Annotated in this window: 18 protein-coding genes; 9 read left to right on the forward strand and 9 right to left on the reverse strand. The window is 66.3% G+C overall.

The window, feature by feature from the left end; translation table 11 throughout:
• The first annotated feature begins 48 nt into the window (after positions 1-48).
• Together mgtA and ACFO0G_RS05985 are read left to right on the forward strand one after the other, a co-directional pair.
• On the forward strand, positions 49-2,757 hold the full coding sequence (gene mgtA, locus ACFO0G_RS05980) for a magnesium-translocating P-type ATPase (protein WP_376976792.1): 2,709 nt from the start codon (positions 49-51) through the stop codon (positions 2,755-2,757).
• A 114-nt stretch (positions 2,758-2,871) separates the two neighbouring features.
• Complete coding sequence (locus tag ACFO0G_RS05985; RefSeq protein ID WP_376976793.1) at positions 2,872-4,551, forward strand: GAF domain-containing sensor histidine kinase; 1,680 nt, start codon at positions 2,872-2,874, stop codon at positions 4,549-4,551.
• Between the two features lie 37 nt (positions 4,552-4,588).
• Here ACFO0G_RS05985 and ACFO0G_RS05990 read toward each other — a convergent pair whose 3' ends face one another.
• The 3 genes from ACFO0G_RS05990 to ACFO0G_RS06000 form a co-directional block, all read right to left on the reverse strand.
• Complete coding sequence (locus tag ACFO0G_RS05990; protein ID WP_286402644.1) at positions 4,589-5,275, reverse strand: response regulator; 687 nt, start codon at positions 5,273-5,275, stop codon at positions 4,589-4,591.
• 90 nt (positions 5,276-5,365) lie between these two features.
• Entirely contained in the window at positions 5,366-5,689 is a 324-nt protein-coding gene (locus tag ACFO0G_RS05995) for a hypothetical protein (RefSeq protein ID WP_286402646.1), read from the reverse strand.
• A 22-nt stretch (positions 5,690-5,711) separates the two neighbouring features.
• On the reverse strand, positions 5,712-6,260 hold the full coding sequence (locus tag ACFO0G_RS06000) for a hypothetical protein (protein WP_376976794.1): 549 nt from the start codon (positions 6,258-6,260) through the stop codon (positions 5,712-5,714).
• A 321-nt stretch (positions 6,261-6,581) separates the two neighbouring features.
• Here ACFO0G_RS06000 and ACFO0G_RS06005 point away from each other — a divergent pair, with 321 nt between their 5' ends.
• Complete coding sequence (locus ACFO0G_RS06005) at positions 6,582-7,283, forward strand: hypothetical protein (RefSeq protein WP_286402649.1); 702 nt, start codon at positions 6,582-6,584, stop codon at positions 7,281-7,283.
• Between the two features lie 78 nt (positions 7,284-7,361).
• On the opposite strand, the gene ACFO0G_RS06010 is transcribed toward ACFO0G_RS06005, so the two are convergent.
• From ACFO0G_RS06010 to ACFO0G_RS06025, 4 genes are all read right to left on the reverse strand, one after another.
• Entirely contained in the window at positions 7,362-8,444 is a 1,083-nt protein-coding gene (locus ACFO0G_RS06010; RefSeq protein ID WP_376976795.1) for a tellurite resistance/C4-dicarboxylate transporter family protein, read from the reverse strand.
• A 106-nt stretch (positions 8,445-8,550) separates the two neighbouring features.
• Positions 8,551-9,447 (reverse strand): SRPBCC family protein, encoded by an 897-nt coding sequence (locus ACFO0G_RS06015; protein WP_376976796.1) that lies wholly within the window; start codon positions 9,445-9,447, stop codon positions 8,551-8,553.
• Positions 9,448-9,542: 95 nt separating this feature from the next.
• Positions 9,543-10,307 carry an alpha/beta fold hydrolase gene (locus tag ACFO0G_RS06020; protein ID WP_376976797.1) on the reverse strand — a complete coding sequence of 255 codons (765 nt, stop codon included), beginning with the start codon at positions 10,305-10,307 and terminating at the stop codon, positions 9,543-9,545.
• Positions 10,304-10,690: a TfoX/Sxy family protein gene (locus ACFO0G_RS06025; RefSeq protein ID WP_376976798.1), complete on the reverse strand. Its 387-nt coding sequence runs from the start codon at positions 10,688-10,690 to the stop codon at positions 10,304-10,306. Before ACFO0G_RS06025 ends, ACFO0G_RS06020 begins: the two co-directional genes overlap by 4 nt.
• Positions 10,691-10,916: 226 nt before the next feature.
• Between ACFO0G_RS06025 and ACFO0G_RS06030 the strand changes: the two genes are divergently transcribed.
• The 5 genes from ACFO0G_RS06030 (at position 10,917) to ACFO0G_RS06050 (ending at position 13,758) form a co-directional block, all read left to right on the forward strand.
• Positions 10,917-11,393, forward strand: a complete 477-nt coding sequence (locus tag ACFO0G_RS06030) for a hypothetical protein (RefSeq protein WP_376976799.1) — start codon at positions 10,917-10,919, stop codon at positions 11,391-11,393.
• A complete protein-coding gene (locus ACFO0G_RS06035; protein WP_376976800.1) occupies positions 11,390-12,616 on the forward strand; it encodes an Nramp family divalent metal transporter in 1,227 nt (408 codons plus the stop codon). The genes ACFO0G_RS06030 and ACFO0G_RS06035 overlap by 4 nt, the downstream gene beginning before the upstream one ends.
• Positions 12,613-13,017 carry a hypothetical protein gene (locus tag ACFO0G_RS06040; RefSeq protein WP_376976801.1) on the forward strand — a complete coding sequence of 135 codons (405 nt, stop codon included), beginning with the start codon at positions 12,613-12,615 and terminating at the stop codon, positions 13,015-13,017. Before ACFO0G_RS06035 ends, ACFO0G_RS06040 begins: the two co-directional genes overlap by 4 nt.
• Positions 13,004-13,351 carry a PRC-barrel domain-containing protein gene (locus ACFO0G_RS06045; RefSeq protein WP_376976802.1) on the forward strand — a complete coding sequence of 116 codons (348 nt, stop codon included), beginning with the start codon at positions 13,004-13,006 and terminating at the stop codon, positions 13,349-13,351. Before ACFO0G_RS06040 ends, ACFO0G_RS06045 begins: the two co-directional genes overlap by 14 nt.
• A gap of 203 nt (positions 13,352-13,554) precedes the next feature.
• Positions 13,555-13,758 (forward strand): cold-shock protein, encoded by a 204-nt coding sequence (locus ACFO0G_RS06050; RefSeq protein ID WP_015936345.1) that lies wholly within the window; start codon positions 13,555-13,557, stop codon positions 13,756-13,758.
• A gap of 172 nt (positions 13,759-13,930) precedes the next feature.
• On the opposite strand, the gene ACFO0G_RS06055 is transcribed toward ACFO0G_RS06050, so the two are convergent.
• Complete coding sequence (locus ACFO0G_RS06055) at positions 13,931-14,542, reverse strand: gluconokinase (RefSeq protein WP_142130762.1); 612 nt, start codon at positions 14,540-14,542, stop codon at positions 13,931-13,933.
• Complete coding sequence (locus tag ACFO0G_RS06060) at positions 14,542-15,948, reverse strand: GntT/GntP/DsdX family permease (RefSeq protein ID WP_376976803.1); 1,407 nt, start codon at positions 15,946-15,948, stop codon at positions 14,542-14,544. The genes ACFO0G_RS06055 and ACFO0G_RS06060 overlap by 1 nt, the downstream gene beginning before the upstream one ends.
• Positions 15,949-16,204: 256 nt before the next feature.
• Between ACFO0G_RS06060 and ACFO0G_RS06065 the strand changes: the two genes are divergently transcribed.
• A complete protein-coding gene (locus ACFO0G_RS06065; protein ID WP_376976804.1) occupies positions 16,205-17,029 on the forward strand; it encodes an SDR family NAD(P)-dependent oxidoreductase in 825 nt (274 codons plus the stop codon).
• The last annotated feature ends 6 nt before the right edge of the window (positions 17,030-17,035 follow it).

The raw sequence follows: 17,035 nt of genomic DNA on the forward strand, positions 1-17,035 counted from the left end.
AGCGGTAAAGGCAAATTCGCAGCCCGACGTGTCCGAACGGATCCGGCCATGACTGACGTGAACGTCCAGGAGCGCGGCTCCCTCCAGCTGCCGATCGCGGACGCCGCGAGCCTGACGGCCGAACAGACCCTCACCCGCCTGGGGTCCGGTCCCGGCGGCCTCAGTGAGGAGGAGGCGGCCGGCCGGTTGGAGCAGCTTGGCCCCAACGCCGTCCGCACCCACCGGGCCAACGCCTGGGCCGTGCTTGGCCGGCAGTTCGCCAGCCCCATCCTCATCCTCCTGATCATCACCGCCGGCTTGTCGCTGTTCCTGGGCGACGCCACCAACTCGATCGTCATCGGGGTAATTCTGCTGGTCAGCGTGGGGCTGGGTTTCACCAACGAGTACCGCGCCGAGCTCGCCTCGGAGGCCCTGCACTCCCGGGTCACCCACCAGGCCGCCGTCCAGCGCGGCGGCGCCACAAGGGAAGTGGACGTCACCGCTTTGGTGCCGGGCGACGTCGTGCATCTCTCCCTGGGCGCCATTGTCCCGGCCGACATCCGCCTCCTCACCACCAACAACCTGCACTGCGACGAAAGCATCCTCACGGGCGAATCCCAGCCCGCCGCCAAGGACCCTGCCCCCGTCGCTCCCGGCGCATCCCTTGCCGATCTCGCCTCCTGCGTCTTCATGGGCACCGTGGTCCAGTCCGGCGGCTGCAGCGGCGTGGTGGTGGCCACCGGCGGGCGGGCGGAGTTCGGCCGGATTGCGCTGGGCCTGGGCGAACGGCAGCCGCAGACCGAGTTCCAGCTGGGCCTCAAACGGTTCTCGTTCCTGCTGCTGCAGGTGGCCGTGGTGCTGACGTCGCTGATCTTCGTGGCCAACCTGCTCCTGGCACGCCCGCTGCTGGAATCGCTGCTGTTTTCCCTGGCCATCGCGGTGGGCATCACGCCGCAGCTGCTGCCCGCCGTCGTCAGCACCAGCCTGGCCACCGGCACCCGCCAGTTGGCCAAGCGGAAGGTCCTGGTCAAGCGGCTGGTGTGCATCGAGGACCTGGGGGACATGGACATCCTGGTCACCGACAAGACCGGCACCCTGACCGAAGGGAAGATCAGCTTCACCCATGCGCTTCCGGCCAGCGATGGAACGTCCGACGACGGCCTGCTCACCCTTGGCCTGTTGGCCACCGAGGCGGACTATGCCGGCGCGAAGGCTTCCTCCGCAGGCCAGAACCCGTTGGATGCGGCGCTGTGGGAGAGCCCCGGCGCCGCTGCGTTCGAACCCGGGCGGTTCCAGCGGCTGGACCTGATCGGCTTCGACCACCAGCGCCGCCGCACCACCGTGCTGGTCCGCGATTCGGACGGCCAGCCGCGGCTCGTCACCAAGGGGGCCCCGGAGGACGTGCTGGCCCTGTGCGGCCCCACGTCGCCGGCCGTGCAAGCCATGCTGGATGAACAGTTCGACGCTGGCGCCCGGGTGGTGGCGGTGGCCACCCGCCCCGCCGCGGGGCTGGCAAAGCTCACCCCGGCTGACGAGCACGGCCTCACGCTGGCCGGTTTCCTGGTGTTCCTGGACAAGCCCAAGGCCAACGCCCGCCAGTCGCTGGACCGGCTGGAGGCGCTGGGCATCTCGGTGAAACTCGCCACCGGGGACAACGCCAAGGTGGCCGAAAAGGTCTGCACGGACCTGGACGTCATCTCCGGCGGCACACTCACCGGCGCCCAGGTGGAGGCCATGTCCGACGCCGACCTCGCCGCCGCCGCGCGTACGGCCACCATTTTCGCCCGGGTCTCCCCGGAACAAAAGGCGCGGATCATCACCCTCCTGCGGCAAAGCGGCGGTGCGGTGGGCTTCATGGGGGACGGCGTCAACGACGCCCTGGCATTGCACAAGGCGGATATCGGCATTTCCGTTGATACCGCAACGGACGTCGCCAAGGACGCGGCCGACGTCGTCCTTTTGGACAAGGACCTCGGCGTCCTGGCGGACGGCGTGATGGAGGGGCGGCGGATCTTCGCCAACACCATCAAGTACGTGCTGATGGGCACGTCCAGCAACTTCGGCAACATGTTCAGCGCCGCCGTGGCTTCCGTGGTGCTGAGCTTCCTGCCCATGCTGCCGGGCCAGATCCTGCTGAACAACCTGCTCTACGATTCCGGGCAGCTGGCCATCCCGGGGGACCGTGTGGACAAGGAACAGCTGCGTGCGCCCTCGCACTGGAACATCGCCTTCATCCGGCGGTTCATGCTCCTTTTCGGGCCCATCAGCTCGCTGTTCGACTTCGCCACGTTCGCCCTGATGTTGTTCGTTTTCGACGCAGCGCCCGGGGAGTTCAGGGCCGGCTGGTTCATCGAATCCATTGCCACCCAGACGCTGATTATCTTCGCCATCCGCACCCGGCGCGTTCCGTTCCTGCGCAGCCGGCCCTCCAACGGCCTGATCGCGGCGTCCCTGGGTGTGGTGGCCGTGGGCGTGTTCCTGCCGCTCTCACCCCTGGCCGGCGTGCTGGGCTTCGACCCGTTGCCGGTGCCGTTCTTCCTGGCCCTGCTGGGCATGGTGGTGGTGTATCTGGTGCTCGTGGAGCTCGCCAAGCAGTGGTTCTTTGCCCGTGATGCGCAGCAATTGCCGGCCACGCCCCCACCCGTGCAGCGCCGGCACGCCACCCACCACATCTCCCGGCGGGCGTTCCGGTTCAGCATTCCCGTCAGGGTGCCCCCGCTGCGGGCGCCTGTTGCAAGGCAAAAGGGGCGGCGGAGGCGGCCCGTCCGTAATCTTTAGCCCATGCGGCGCTGTGGGTTGTTAGCATGGAGGGAGAGACGCTGGGGCTCGTCTTTATGTATTCGAAGGTGATGCAGACCGCCGTGAATGCGTTCAGTTTGGAGCGTTTTTACAATGTGGCGAGAACCAATTAGACGGCGAACCCGTGAGCTTCTGCGGGAATTTGTAGACCGGGCAGATGAACTCGTCCGGACCCAGGAACATGTTGAAGGTCTGCTCGGGGCGGTCGTTTCCCTTACCGAGGACCTGAGCCTGGAGGCTGTGCTTGACCGCGTGGTGCAGTCCGCCTGCGAGCTTGTGGGGGCGCGGTACGGGGCTTTGGGCGTCATTGGTGACGACCAGCAGCTCAGCCATTTCATCACTGTTGGCATCGATGAAGACGGCGCCCGCGTCATCGGTGACCTTCCCACTGGCCACGGAGTGCTGGGCGAGCTGATCCGGGAGCCCAAGCCGTTGCGGCTCCATGATTTGGGTGAACAGCCCATAGCGGTGGGGTTTCCCGCGAATCACCCGCCCATGGGCACCTTCCTGGGCGTCCCCGTAAGGGTCCGGGAAGAGGTCTTTGGAAACCTGTACCTGACGGAGAAGGCCGACGGCCAGGATTTCACGGCCGAGGACGAGGACCTCGCAGTTGCCCTGGCCTCTGCCGCCGGCGTGGCCATCCAGAACGCGCGCTTGTATGAGGCCAGCAACAGCCGCCAGCGGTGGCTGGAAGCGGGAATGGAAGTCAGCGACCGGCTGAAAGCCCGTCCGGGTTCGGACACCGAAAACCTGGACATGATCGCGGAACGGGCTTTGCATGCTTCCGCATCGGCCTTGTCCCTGATTGCCTCGGTAGCGGGGGACGGAACCTTGCGGTGCCGGACTTCCCTGGGGGTTCAATCAATTCCTGCGGGACAGGAACTTCCGGCGGGTGAAGCGTTGGCCCGGGTGCTTGCAACCGGCGAGTCGGCGGCCCTTACCGATGCGCTGCAGTTGTTCGATGCCGAGTCCGCTGAGAAGCTGGGGCCTGTCCTGGTGGCAGCCTTGGGAAGCGACAGTGACGGCCAGCGGCAAAGCGTGTTGATCCTGGCCAGGTCTGCCGGCGCGACTCGCTACACCGACGTCGATGTTGAACAAAGCGCGGTGTTCGCGTCCAGGATAGGCCTGACGCTTGACCTGCTTAAGGCGAACCAACTGCGCGAAGAGCACGCGTTGTTCATCGACCGGGAGCGGATCGCCGCGGACCTGCACGACCTGGTGATCCAACGGCTCTTCGCAGCCGGGCTGAGCATCCAGGGCCTGCGCCGCTACACCTCAGATCCTGCTGCCCACGAGCGCCGCATCGCCGGCATTACCGGTGAGCTGGACGACTGCATCCACCAGCTGCGCGACACCATCTACTCCCTCCAGGCACGGGAACCCGACAAGGAGCTGCTCAGCGGACGGGTGCTGCGCGCGGTCCAGGAAGCAGCCAACGCGGGCGGGTTCCTGCCTCGAATCCAGCTCTCCGGGCCGGTGGACGACGCCGTGGGCGACGATGTTGCAGAACAGCTCCTGCGCGTGCTTCACGAGAGCGTCAGCAACGCCGTCAGGCACTCGGGATCGGAGGACATCTCCATCCTGCTTGCTGCGCAGGAGGATGAAGTGGTCCTGACGGTGCGCGACAATGGCCGCGGCTTCAAGGATCCCGAACGGGTCAGCGGGTTGAACAACATGAAGAACCGGGCCGAGCGCCTGGGCGGCAGGTGCACCATTGACAGCACCCCCGGTAAAGGCACCAGCGTGACATGGACGGCTCCCGCGGCCGGCTGAGCGCGGGCGCTGTGGAGGTGCCACACGCAGTGGGTTGTCAGGGCAGCAGCTCCCAGGCGCGGGGGATGGGCGCCGGGATGAGCTGGCCCCGGCGCCGGAAGCCCAGCTTTTGGAGCACTGAGGATACATAGCCGGCAACAGTGGCTTCAGACAGCATGAGGTCCTGCCCGATCTGCCGGTTGGTGAGTCCGCGCGCCATGAGGGCCAGCACGTCCCGCTCTGTCTGCGTCATGACTTTGAGCCATGGAGCGGAAGCCGTTGCGTAGAGACTTTCCGCCACCCTCTCCCGGACACCTGGCCAGATGGCCGGAATGCCCGCGGCTGTGCTCCGGATGCATTCGACCAGGGCGGTGTTGTCACCGATCCTCTTGATGACGTAGCCTTCCGCGCCTGCCAGGACTGCTGCCCGCACGGCGTGCTGTTCATCCCAGCCGGTCAGGATCAGGCATCGGACGTCAGGGGCGCTGGAGCGTATCTCGCGGCACACCTCGATGCCTGTGCCGTCGGGCAGCCTGTCGTCCAGCACCGCGATGTCGGGCTGCAGGACGTGGATGAGCCGGACGGCCTCTGTTGCGGATCCGCTGTCGCCCGCCACCTCGAAGCCGAAATGTTCGAGCATGTCGCCAAGTCCCTGCCGGACCATCTTGTGGTCATTCAGGATGAAGACCCGGATGGGGAGGGCGGGGGACTGGGCCCCATCAGGGGGTGCTGTTGGTGTATCCATTAAGACGCTCTCGTAGGACTGATGCCCTTCCCGGCCGCCCTTTCCGCGCAGCCGCCCCTCCGAAAGGAACGCCAGTAAGTCATTCGACATTTACGGCCACTCGATTCCCAGCGCCGTGCCGGCGGAAGCGGGAAGGTCCCGCGTGATGCCGCAGACCGAACACGTGGTGCTGTGGTCCGGTCCCTTCACCCACTGGTGGGACTCCTCCAGCCGGTACTCATACCGGCCGCCGAGCTCCTGCAGCCGGTTCAGCGCCAGACTGGCAGTTTCCCACGAACTCCAGCGGCCTACCACCCCGCCCTTGTCCTTAGTGATGACATTGCACCCGCCATCCCCGAGCTCGTGGCCGCTGTCCTGCCCGCCCGGCGGCTCACCGCCGCCGTGTACTGCTTTGTACTCGTCCGCTGTTGCCATGGTCGCCATCTTTCGCCCTGGCTCAGGCAGCCTTCTGCTGCCCGCCGGTGAGGAAGAGCTCCAGCGACTGGAGCGTGATGACAGCGTCGTTGAAAGCCGGGGTGCGGTGCGGGTGCAGGCGGTGCAGCAATCCGCCGTTGTACTGGAGGCGGCGGCGGGCGGTGCTGACCGTACGGCTGGCATAAACAACATCCCCGGGGTGGCGGGGCAGGGCCTGGGTCATGCACTGTATCGATGCCAGCGCGACGGCAAGGACGTTGGCATCCATCTGCTGCCCGGCGGCCCGGTGTCCGCGGAGCTGGGAAGCGAACCCGTCCCATATGTCCCGCGCCGCCGCCCGGGCCACCTCTGTCCGTGCCTCATCGGCCGGCACACCGCCCTCCACGAGTTCCTTGTGGAAGCACTCGAACCGGCCGGCAAGCGCCTTGACCTTCTTGGCAACGTCATCTGTTTCACCTGCAGCCGACGGTGCCGGGGTGAAGTTGGAAGGATGAAGCAGCATCGCCCTCCGGCGTGCCGCTTCCGCCTGCGATACACGGGCGGGGCGAAGCGTGAGGATATCAGCGGACATGCGGGTCCTTTCAAAATCCAGCCAGTCTGCAGGGTGCGCCTGCACGCCGGCGGCAGCCTCGACGGTGCCTCCGGCGCATAGTCACTGGGGTTCATGGGGAATGCCGTTCCGGCCTCGCAATGTGAGGACCCGGACGGCGCCTTTACCAGAATGCCAAGTGCCCCGCGCCGGCTATAGGGCTGAAAGTCCCGTCCTCGGACCAGGCATTTCCGTGCCCGGTGGAAGGCGGGGGCTTTGGGCCCTGTTTCCGGTTCCGGCCCCGTCCTAGCCTGATTTTGGGAGCGCGGCGTACGGCCGCGTGCCGGACCCGGGAGGCACAGGGTGAAATCGGCAAACACAAGCATCACCGCAGGCATCGTCCTCATTGCGCTGGGGGTGCTGTTGCTGCTGGACAGGCTCGGCGTCATGGACACGGCGGCCTTCGTGGCACCGCTGATCTTCGCGGCAGTTGGAGTCTTGTTCCTGTCCCTCTTCTTCCGGCGCCGGGAGAACTGGTGGGCGGCCATCCCCGGTTCCGTGTTCCTGGGCCTGGCCGCGGTCATCACCACCACGCAGCTCACGGGCGGCGCCTGGGGAGCAGCCTTCCTGTTCCTCTTTATGGGTGCCGGTTTCGCCGCTGTCTACCTGCGGGAACCGGGCAACTGGTGGGCCCTGATCCCATCCGGTGTCATGTTCACCCTTGCGGTCATCGTCGCGCTCCCGCAGGAACTGCAGGGTACGCCCACCGCTGCCATCCTCTTCCTGGGCCTGGCGGCCACCTTTGGAGTGCTTTCCCTGATCCCGGTCAGGATGAATGAAGCCAGCAGCCACGTGGAACGGATGAAATGGCCGTTGATCCCGGCCGGGATCCTGACCGTGATGGGGCTGATCTTCGTGCTCCAGGCCACGGCCCTCCTGATTCCTGCGGACTTTGCCTTCCCGGCGGTGATGATCGTGGCCGGAGCCGCCCTGGTGGTGTACGCCTTCCTCGCCCACCGCGACGGGCGGCAGAAGTCGCACGGCCCCGGACCCCGGGCAAGCTGAAGGATCTGGCAGGCAGAGCGGCCGCGCCCTCCATCCCGAGATGGCAGTTAACGGCAATCCGGCGCGCCGATACTGCCGTTAAGTGCCACCTCGCGGCAAGGATGGCGCGAGCAGCGTGCCCCACAGGTGCCAGAGCATCCCGGCGAACGTGGCCAGGAAGGCCGCGACCGCCAGCCATAGTTCGGTCCGGCCAATGGCTGCCACCAGCGGCAGCTGGTCCGCTCGGCCCAGGTAGATCCCCGCGACGGCGTACATGCCCAGGGGAAAGATGACGCTCCACAGCCCCGGCTCGTAGGACAGCGGCACCTTGTGCAGCACGTGCCGCCACCAGCCGGCGGCGAGCAGCACGGGGAAGAGCCACGAGGCGAAGGACCAGAACACCACGGAGGCGCCCGCCACCAGCCCCCGCGTTGCATCCACCATGGGTGCTCCGGCCATCTCCACGATCCGGGCTCCGGCCAGGACGCTGATGGCCATGGCGCCCATGGCCACGAAGTATTGCGGGCGAAGGTCCTGCGGCCGGATGGGGTAGGTCATCAGCCGGAGTGAGACGAAGATTCCCACTGCGGCATAGAGGATGAGCCCTACGGACCAGGCCACGACGGCGACCAGCGCCAGGGCGGCGCGCCAGTCCGGGGCGGCAAGGGGCTCGATGGACGCTGCGGCCACTGCAACCGACTGGCTCGCAACGCACCAGATGAACCACGAGCCGTTAGCATCCTTGACCACCGGCCGCTCGGACCTGCCCAGCACCGCCGTCCATGGCACGACGTAGCCAAGCACCACCCAGGCGAGCACCGCAACCACCAGGAGTACCGCCGTCGTGCCTTGCAACCCGGCCATTCCAAGCCGGGCCCCCAGCACGTTTGTTCCGGCGATGAAGGTGAAGAAGCCGAACGCCCGGCCGGGATCCAGGAAGTCGCCGCGCATGTCCGCGGCGAACTTGGCCAGGCGGAGCAGGCTGAGCGCAAGGATCACCAGGTAGGAGAGCGCACACACCACCAGCAGGGCCAGCGAAAGCGCATGGAATCCCTCCAGCTCAAGCCCCACGGAGATGATGCCGCTGGCCATGGTGAGGGCGAAGTAGCCCGGGGTCAGGGTGCGTACCGCCTGGAGGGCGCGGGATCCGAAGGAGTGCCGGGCATCAGTGGCGGTGTCCATGCACCAAGCTTAGGACTGGCGCATCCTGCCCGACTTCGCGAGATGGCACTTTACGGCAGTTGCCGGCGGGAACATTGCCGTCACCTGCCATCTCGCGGGAGAGGTCTTACCGGGCCTGTGCCTCCGCGGTCGCCTTGATGCTGGCCAGGAGTTCGGTCTGGCTGCGCTCGGAGATCTTCATGACCAGGGCGTCAACCGCTGCCTCTGCCATGTTCCGCGGAATGACGTCGGAGCGCATGCTGAGCCTGGTCCAGCCGTTCGCCGGCGCCACTTCCACTGTGAACACCGGGCCAAGGGCCGCCTTTGACGTGAAGCGCTCGTTCTGGGCGAACTCCGTGTACTCGTGCGTCGTTTTCAGCGGGATCCCCAGGACTTTCCACGCCGCCTGGAAGGTGGTCCCCACACCCTCGGGCGTGGTCTTCAACTCGGAGATCTGCACGTCCGGGCCCAGCCAGACGCGGGGATCCCTGACCAGGTCGAAAACCTGCGGCAGCGGTGCGTCGATGATGACGGAACCGGACCATGCCAGGTTTTGCGTGAACTTCGCTTCGCTTTCGGGCGCCGTCTTCATCCCGGCCTCCACCAGGCCCTTGACGTTGGCCACCATGCCCTGGATGTCCGTTTCCGCCCACCGTGCGAACAGGGCCTGGGCCGGTACGCGGACCAGGGGTGCGGGGATGTCCAGGCTTTCCTCCACGGTCAACTCGGTCCCGTCCTCCACCGGCTCCAGCGTGAAGGTGAGCGTGGGCCCTACCGATGTGCCGGAGACGATGCGCTTGTTTGGAACCACTTCCCGGTACTCGTGGGTGATGTGCATGGGCAGGCCCCACATCTTGGCCGACCATCGCGCCGAGGTGCCTTCGCCATCGGGTTTAACGTCCAGGTGGGTGACGTCGCTGTCCCCGGGGAAGGCCTTCATCCAGTTCGTCGGGTCGCTCAGGAATGAAAACACCCTGTCCACCGGGGCGTTGATCCTGGTGCTCCGTATAACGTTCCTGCTCATTTCCTGTCTCCTTTCGTGCAGGAGCGGTGTCCTGCCCTGCCTTCCAGTCCAGTCCCGTGGGCAGGTGCAGAAAAAGAGGAGAAGGTCCCGCTACGCTACGCGGCCGCTTCCGCCCGAGCCCAGTGCGCGCGCAGCAGCCCCGCAACGCGCTCTGGCTCCGCCCGGTGCGGTGGGTCGAAATGGTGCCGGTCGGGGAAGACTTCCAGCCGGTAGTCGGGGAAGACGCGGGACAGCCGGTCCGCGTTGTCACCCTGTTCGTCGGGGCTGCTCATGCCGCCCAGTACAAAAAGCACGGGTTTCGCGAAGGCAGCCAGGCGGTCCCGGTCCAGCTCGTACGTGTCGAAGGCGTGCAGAAAGGCGCTGATACCGGCCGGCCGCTTGGCCATCCACGACGGCGGCGGGCCGGGCGGGGGAGGCGGCAGGACGGCGTCGGGCTTCACCTGCAGCCGCATGAAAGCGGGCATGAACTCCTCCGGCGGCAGGTCATGCAGTTCCCCATAGCGCTGCCACAGCCTGGTGTGCGCCGGGCTCCAGTCCCAGTTTCCCGCCCACGCCGGCTCCAACAGGGCCAGGCTCCGGAGCCGCTCGGGGTGCCTGGCCGTGAGCGCCAGCGCAGCGGCGCCGCCCCCGGAGTACCCCAGCAGGTGGAAGGTTTCCCAGCCGCGGGCATCGGCCTCGCGGAGCACGCCGTCCCCCTCGGTGTCCAGGCTCCAGTCCGGCGGCGGAGCGTCCCCCTGGTAAAGCTCCAGGTCCTTGGCGACGGCGTCCACGTCAGGTTTCAGAATCTCCAGCAGCCTGCCGTAGGCGGGCCCGGCGGGAAGGACACTGCCGGGGAGCAGGACCACGCGAAACGGCTTCACGGTCGGACCTTGCGCCCCTTAGGTTCCTTGGGCTCCTTGGGCGGCAGGGACGCAACGTAGCCCAGTGCCTTCTCCGCCCATGCCCGCGCCCGCGCCTCGTCGCCGTCGCCCTCTTCATTCCAGACCTCCGGCAACCCGGTGTAGCCGCCCATCGGCCGGTCCGCGGGCCCGAACGGCACCGTCCGCTCCGATGACTCCAGCAATTCTTTGTCCTCCCGCGAGAGCTTCACCCCGATGGTGGGACCGAACAGCCCGGCGAACATGTTGCCGTTGACGAAGGCGCCCAGGTTGCCGAACATCGGCTTCACCACAACGCCTGGATGCTCCGGAACCACGCGCCGGAACCGCTCTTTTTCTTCCTCGGTTGCCTTGGGCATTTCCATGGCTTCATCTCCCGGTGGCAGGGGTCCATTCCGCAGGATCTCGATGCAGGATATGCCTGTTTGCCGGCGGGGTCGAGGGGCCGCCGTTCCCATGGGCCAACCAGTAATTAATGCCCTTCTGAGCAGGTCAAACTTCCGGGGGGAGTGCTATATATAGCTCAAGGCAACTAATTTCCGCTGCCTTGCCGGGCGGCATGATCCGGGGTTCCGGAGGCTGGAGGCAACGGTGCAGAACACGCCAGCCCCGGCTGCCAACCCACCGGGCCGGGCCGCCAAGCTCGTGTCCCTCGCCGTCCTCAGCCTCGCTTTCCTGACCGGCTGCAGCGGCGGCACCAGCCAGTCGGTGGCCAGCGCCGTGAAGGACAGTTCCTCCGCGGTCGCCACGGCCCGGATCGCCCTGCGGCAGGACATGGACGGAAAACTGACGAAAGCCGCCGCCTCCACCAGCCTTGACGATGTGCTCAAGGAGATCCAGACCAGCCGCAGCACCATCCTGAAGCTCTCGCCGGCCTCCCAGGGAGACCGCGAAACGCAAAAGCAGGCACTGGACGTGCTGGACCAATGCGCGGCGGGGTTCGCCACCGCGCGCGCCGCACTGGCAGCGAACGACGGCGGCACCCCCTCCCTCCCGGACGCTGACAAGGCGCTCGCGGATGCGCAGGACGCCCTCAAGCAGCTCAAAGACAAGGTGGGGGACAAGTGAAACGGCTCCTCGGCGTCGCGCTCGGGATCCTCACCGCCATCGGCGGGTTCGTGGACATCGGGGACCTGGTGACCAACGCCGTCGTCGGGTCACGCTTTGGCCTGTCCCTGGTGTGGGTGGTGGTCATCGGCGTGGTGGGGATCATCCTGTTCGCCAACATGTCCGGCCGCGTGGCGGCGGTATCCGGCCGCGCCACGTTCGAGGTGATCCGCGAACGGCTGGGCCCGCGGGCCGGGCTGGCCAACCTGTCGGCGTCGTTCCTGATCAACCTGATGACGGTCACCGCGGAGATCGGCGGTGTGGCCCTGGCCCTCCAGCTGGCCAGCAGCGTCTACTACCTGCTGTGGATACCCGTGGCCGCGGTGGCGGTGTGGCTGGTGATCTGGCGGGTCAGGTTCTCCATCATGGAAAACGTCACCGGCCTGCTGGGATTGACCCTGGTCAGCTTCGCCGTGGCGCTGTTCCTGCTCAAGCCGGACTGGGGGTCGCTCGCCGGCCAGCTGGCACCCGCCGTGCCCCAGCAGGAAACGGTGTGGAGCTACAGCTACTACGCCATTGCCCTGTTCGGCGCCGCCCTGACCCCGTACGAGGTGTTCTTCTTCTCCTCCGGCGCTGTGGAGGAGGGGTGGAAAGCGAAGGACCTGGCCCAGTCCCGGATCAATGTGCTGGTTGGCTTCCCGCTGGGCGGCCTGCTGTCCATCTCGATCGCCGCGTGCGCCACAGTGGTCCTCCTGCCCGCCGGCATCTCGGTGACCTCGCTGTCCCAGGTGGTCCTGCCCGTGGCCGAGGGCGCCGGAAAGCTGGGGCTGGCGTTTGTCCTGGTGGGCATGGTCGCGGCCACCTTCGGTGCGGCGCTGGAAACGACGCTCTCCAGCGGCTACACGCTGGCGCAGTTCTTCGGCTGGTCCTGGGGCAAGTTCCGGCGCCCCGCCCAGGCCGCCCGCTTCCACCTGTCCATGATCGTGTGCCTGCTGGTGGGCATCGGCGTGCTGACAACCGGCGTCGACCCCGTCCTGGTGACCGAATACTCGGTGGTGTTCTCCGCGATCGCCCTGCCCCTGACCTACCTGCCCATCCTCATCGTGGCCAACGATCCCCAGTACATGCGCGAGCACGTAAACGGGCGGGCGGTGAACGCGCTGGGCATGGTCTACCTAGTGATCATCCTGGTGGCGTCCATCGCCGCCATTCCCCTGATGATTGTGACAGGAGCAGGCTCATGACGTCCGCCCCGCTGCCCAGGGTCCCGCACGCGGCCGGCCGCATCCTGGATGCCCAGCTGCACCTGATGGACCGGCAGGTGTTGGACCACGACGGCGTCCCGGTCACCACCGTGGATGACCTTGAGGTGAGCGGGCCTGCTTTGGACGTGGGGATTGCGCGTGGGACGCCCCCGCCGGTGATCACGGCGCTGCTGACCGGTTCCGTCCTGGGGACGCGCATCTTCGGCGGCAGGCCGCCGTCGTCCCGGCTGATCCGCATCCCGTGGAAGGACGTGGCGGAGGTGGGCGTGGTGGTGCGGCTTGGCGTCAAGGGTGAGCCGCTGGACGCCAGCTGGGTGGAACGGTGGGTCCGTGACAAGATCATCGCCCGCATCCCGGGAGGCCGCCATGATCCTCGGTGACCTGCTGGGCACACCCGTGCTTGATGCCGACGGCGGACGGCTGGGCCGGGTGGCGGATGTACGGTTCGTGCTGGACGGTGCCCCGCACCAGCTGATGGCCGAACCGCGGTTGCTGGGGCTGGTGGTCGGGCCGCACAGCGCGGCCTCGTTTATGGGGTATGAACGGAACGGCCTCACCCGGCCCTACATGATTGCCCGGATCCTTCGGTGGCGGCACCGCGGATCGTTCCTGGTGCTGTGGGAGGACGTTGCCATGGTGGGCGCCCGCTCCGTCCGGCTCCGTCCCGGGTTCAGCCGATACAGCACCGCCCTCGAAGACGGGGCGGAGGCGTAATGCGGGCCTGAACTGGGGAGCGATTAGGTGTGGGACCAATCTCCTGTAGTGTTGAACCTGTTGTTGTGTTTATGCAGTTGGTAGTTCAGGCAGTACGCGCGGTCGAAAGTCCGTGTTCTTCTGAAGTAGCGGTTTTTGAACACCCCACGCCGGAGGGCCCGAAAGTCGGGACATCCCCTCCACCTTCACGAAGGACAAAATAAATGGCTACTGGTACCGTCAAATGGTTTAACGCTGAAAAGGGCTTCGGCTTCATCTCCCCGGACGACTCCTCGCAGGACGTGTTCGCACACTACTCCGCGATCAACTCCTCCGGCTTCCGCTCCCTCGAAGAGAACCAGAAGGTTTCCTTCGACACCGAGCAGGGCCCCAAGGGTCCCCAGGCCACTAACATCCAGGCTCTCTAATTTCCTAGGGATCCGGGACCGTTAGGTTTCTCAAAAGCAGGGCTTGCCGAATTTCGGCAGGTCCTGCTTTTTGTTAACCCACGTGTGCTGGAAGTTCCGGGTTCCGTGCCCGGTTGGAGCGTTTGCTCCAACCGGGCACGCCGGCACTGGCAGCCTTCCGGTGCGGACAGGCCTAGGCGCCAGCCGGCTCCCCGGGCTGACCTGCCGCGGACGACCGGCCGGGGTGTGGATGGCCCAGTGCGCTCGATCCGGAAGCCGGAGAGAGGCCCAGGCGCCTGACAACCTCGGCGGCTTCCTCAGCGGGAGTCCGCCCCACGTCCACCACGATGGTGTTTTCATCCGGTCCCGGCGGCTCAAGGGTGGCGATCTGCGAATCCAGCAGTGACGGGGGCATGTAGTGGTCCATTCGTGCCGTCAGCCGCCGGCCGATCTGTTCCTTGGAGCCGGACAAATGCACGAAAACGACGTTCTTCTCGCGGAGCCGGTCCCGGTAGATCTTCTTCAGCGCAGAGCAGGTGATGATGCCCGGTATTCCAGCCATCGTATGCTCAATGATCCACGAGGCGATGGTGTCCAGCCAGGGCCAGCGGTCTTCGTCCGTCAGGGGGATCCCGGAGGCCATCTTTGCCACGTTTTCGGCTGGGTGCAGGTCGTCGCCTTCCTCCAGATCCCAGCCGAGCTGGCCCGCAAGGATGCCTGCCACCGTCGACTTGCCCGACCCGGACACGCCCATGATGACGAGAACCGGCTGCTGGACGGACTCGGGGGTGGGTGCGGCGTCCATCAAGGGATCACCACTGAGAGGATCATGACCAGGGCGAATCCAACCACGGAGATGAGGGTTTCCATAACGGACCACGTTTTGAATGTCTGGCCTACGCTCAGGCCAAAGAGTTCCTTGACCAGCCAGAAACCGGCGTCGTTCACGTGGGAGAGGAACAAGGAGCCAGCGCCGACAGCGAGGACGAGCAGGCCTGCGTGGCCGGGGGAGAGGCTTGCCGCCAAGGGCGCAACAATGCCTGCCGCCGTCACCGTTGCCACGGTGGCTGAACCGGTTGCGAGCCGGATTGCGACCGCGATGAGGAAGCCCAGGACCAGGACGGAGATGTTGGCTCCGGTGGCCCACTTGGCAACGGCATCGCCCACTCCGGCTCCGATGAGGGTCTGCTTGAAACCGCCACCTGCACCCACGATCAGGATCACCGCGGCGATGGGGCCCACCGACGCGCCGATCTTGCTTCCGATCTTGGTGCCGGTGAAGCCGACGGCGTAGCCGAACGTCACCAGGGCCAGCAGGACTGCGAGGGTCATGGCCACCAGCGGTTCCCCGATGAAGTCAAAGAAGACGCGGGCCGCGCTGGGGTTCTTGGAGTTGGGGTCAACGATGTCCACTGCCGCCTTGAGGAGCATCAGCACCACAGGGAAGACGATGGTCAGCAGGGTCACGAGGAAGGTCGGCTGGCGCTTGACGTCGGGGTCGGCCTGGGTGTGTTCGGTGTCGATGCCGCCGGCCACCTTGGGTGCGTCCACCGGGACCCAGCGCGCGGCGTAGATGGCGAACAGTGGACCGCAGATGATGACGGTGGGGATTGCGATCAGGAGTCCGAGGGCCAGGGTGATGCCCAGCGGGGCGTTGAGGCTGGAGATGGCCACGAGCGGGCCGGGGTGCGGCGGGACCAGGCCGTGCAGGACCGAGAGGCCAGCGAGGGCGGGAATGGCAACGCGCATCAGCTTCCGGCCGGAGCGCTGGGCCACCAGGACGATGACAGGAAGCAGCAGCACAAGGCCGATTTCGAAGAACATCGGCAAACCGATGATGACGGCCACCAGTGCCATGGCCCAGGGCAGGACTTTCGGGGAGACTTTGCCAAGCAGGGTGTCCACCACCCGGTTGGCGCCCCCGGAGTCTGCCAACAGTTTGCCCAGCATGGCGCCGAGCGCGATCAGCAGGCCAACTTCTTTCAGCGTGCCACCGACGCCGTCTTCGAAGTTGCTGATGACCTTGCCCAGTTCCACCCCGGAGGCGAGGCCAACAAACGCCGATCCAAGGACCAGCGAGAGGAACGGGTGGAGTTTGAGTTTGACGATCAGGAAAACGATCAACGCAATGCCGATGGCAGCGACCACGACCAGTTGCGTATCGTGTCCGTTCCACGGCTCTGTGGCGGCGGGAAGGAGAAGGGATTGCATGTTGCTTCCTCGATGTGGGGTACGGCCGCCAACGAAACTGGTGGTGTGCCGTAATAAGTATGACGTATGACACCACCGTACTGAATATGTCCTACTTATATGAACTCCACCGAACGTTCCAGCAGCTCCCGCGCCAGCTGCAAGAGCCAACTGCGGGTGGCCCTGACGTGACTGGTGGGAACACCTGCCGCACCGCCGTCGTTATGCCCGTTGGTGCGCCACGCCGGTGCGCCGCCCGCCGACCAAAGGACACCCCTTGACTCCTCGCACCATTGTGATCACCGGCGCCAGCGACGGCATCGGAGCGGCAGCGGCACGGACGCTGGCAAAGGCAAGGGAACAGGTGGTCGTCGTGGGCCGTTCCGCAGAGAAGACCCGGGCCCTGGCCGCAGACATCGGCGCGGACCATTACCTGGCCGACTTTTCCGACCTGGCACAGGTGCGCGACCTCGCGGAGAAACTGAAGGCCAACTACCCGCGCATCGACGTCCTGGCCAACAACGCGGGTGGCATCATGGGCAAGCGCACCCTCACCGTGGACGGCAATGAATCCACGTTCCAGGTCAACCACCTGGCGCCGTTCCTGCTCACCAGCCTCCTCATGGACACGCTCGCTGCCAGCAACGCGAAGGTGATCAACACCTCCAGCGCCGCCAACAACTTCGGCAAGCTGGACCTCTTCGACCTCGCGGCCGAGCACGGCTATAGCACCAACCGCGCCTACGGCACCGGCAAGCTGGCCAACATTTTGTTCACCTCCGAGCTGCACCGGCGCTTCCACGAAGAGGGCATTACGACGGCGGCGTTCCACCCCGGCGTGGTCCGCACCAACTTCGCGGCGGAGTCTTCAAGCCCCTTCCGGCACGTGTACACCACGCTGCTGAACCGGTTCATGCTCAGCCCCGACCAGGGTGCCGACACGATGCTGTGGCTCATCAACGGCACCGCGGGCACGGACTGGATTTCCGGCGCCTACTACGCCAAACGCGCACTGGCCAAGGCCAGCCCCCAGGCGTACGACGCCGTGCTGGCGCGCGGACTGTGGGAGAAGAGCGGGGAACTGGTCAAGGCGTTCACCTGAACAGGC

It is taken from the genome of Arthrobacter sedimenti (genome assembly GCF_042652025.1).
Classification (GTDB): Bacteria; Actinomycetota; Actinomycetes; order Actinomycetales; family Micrococcaceae; genus Arthrobacter; species Arthrobacter sedimenti.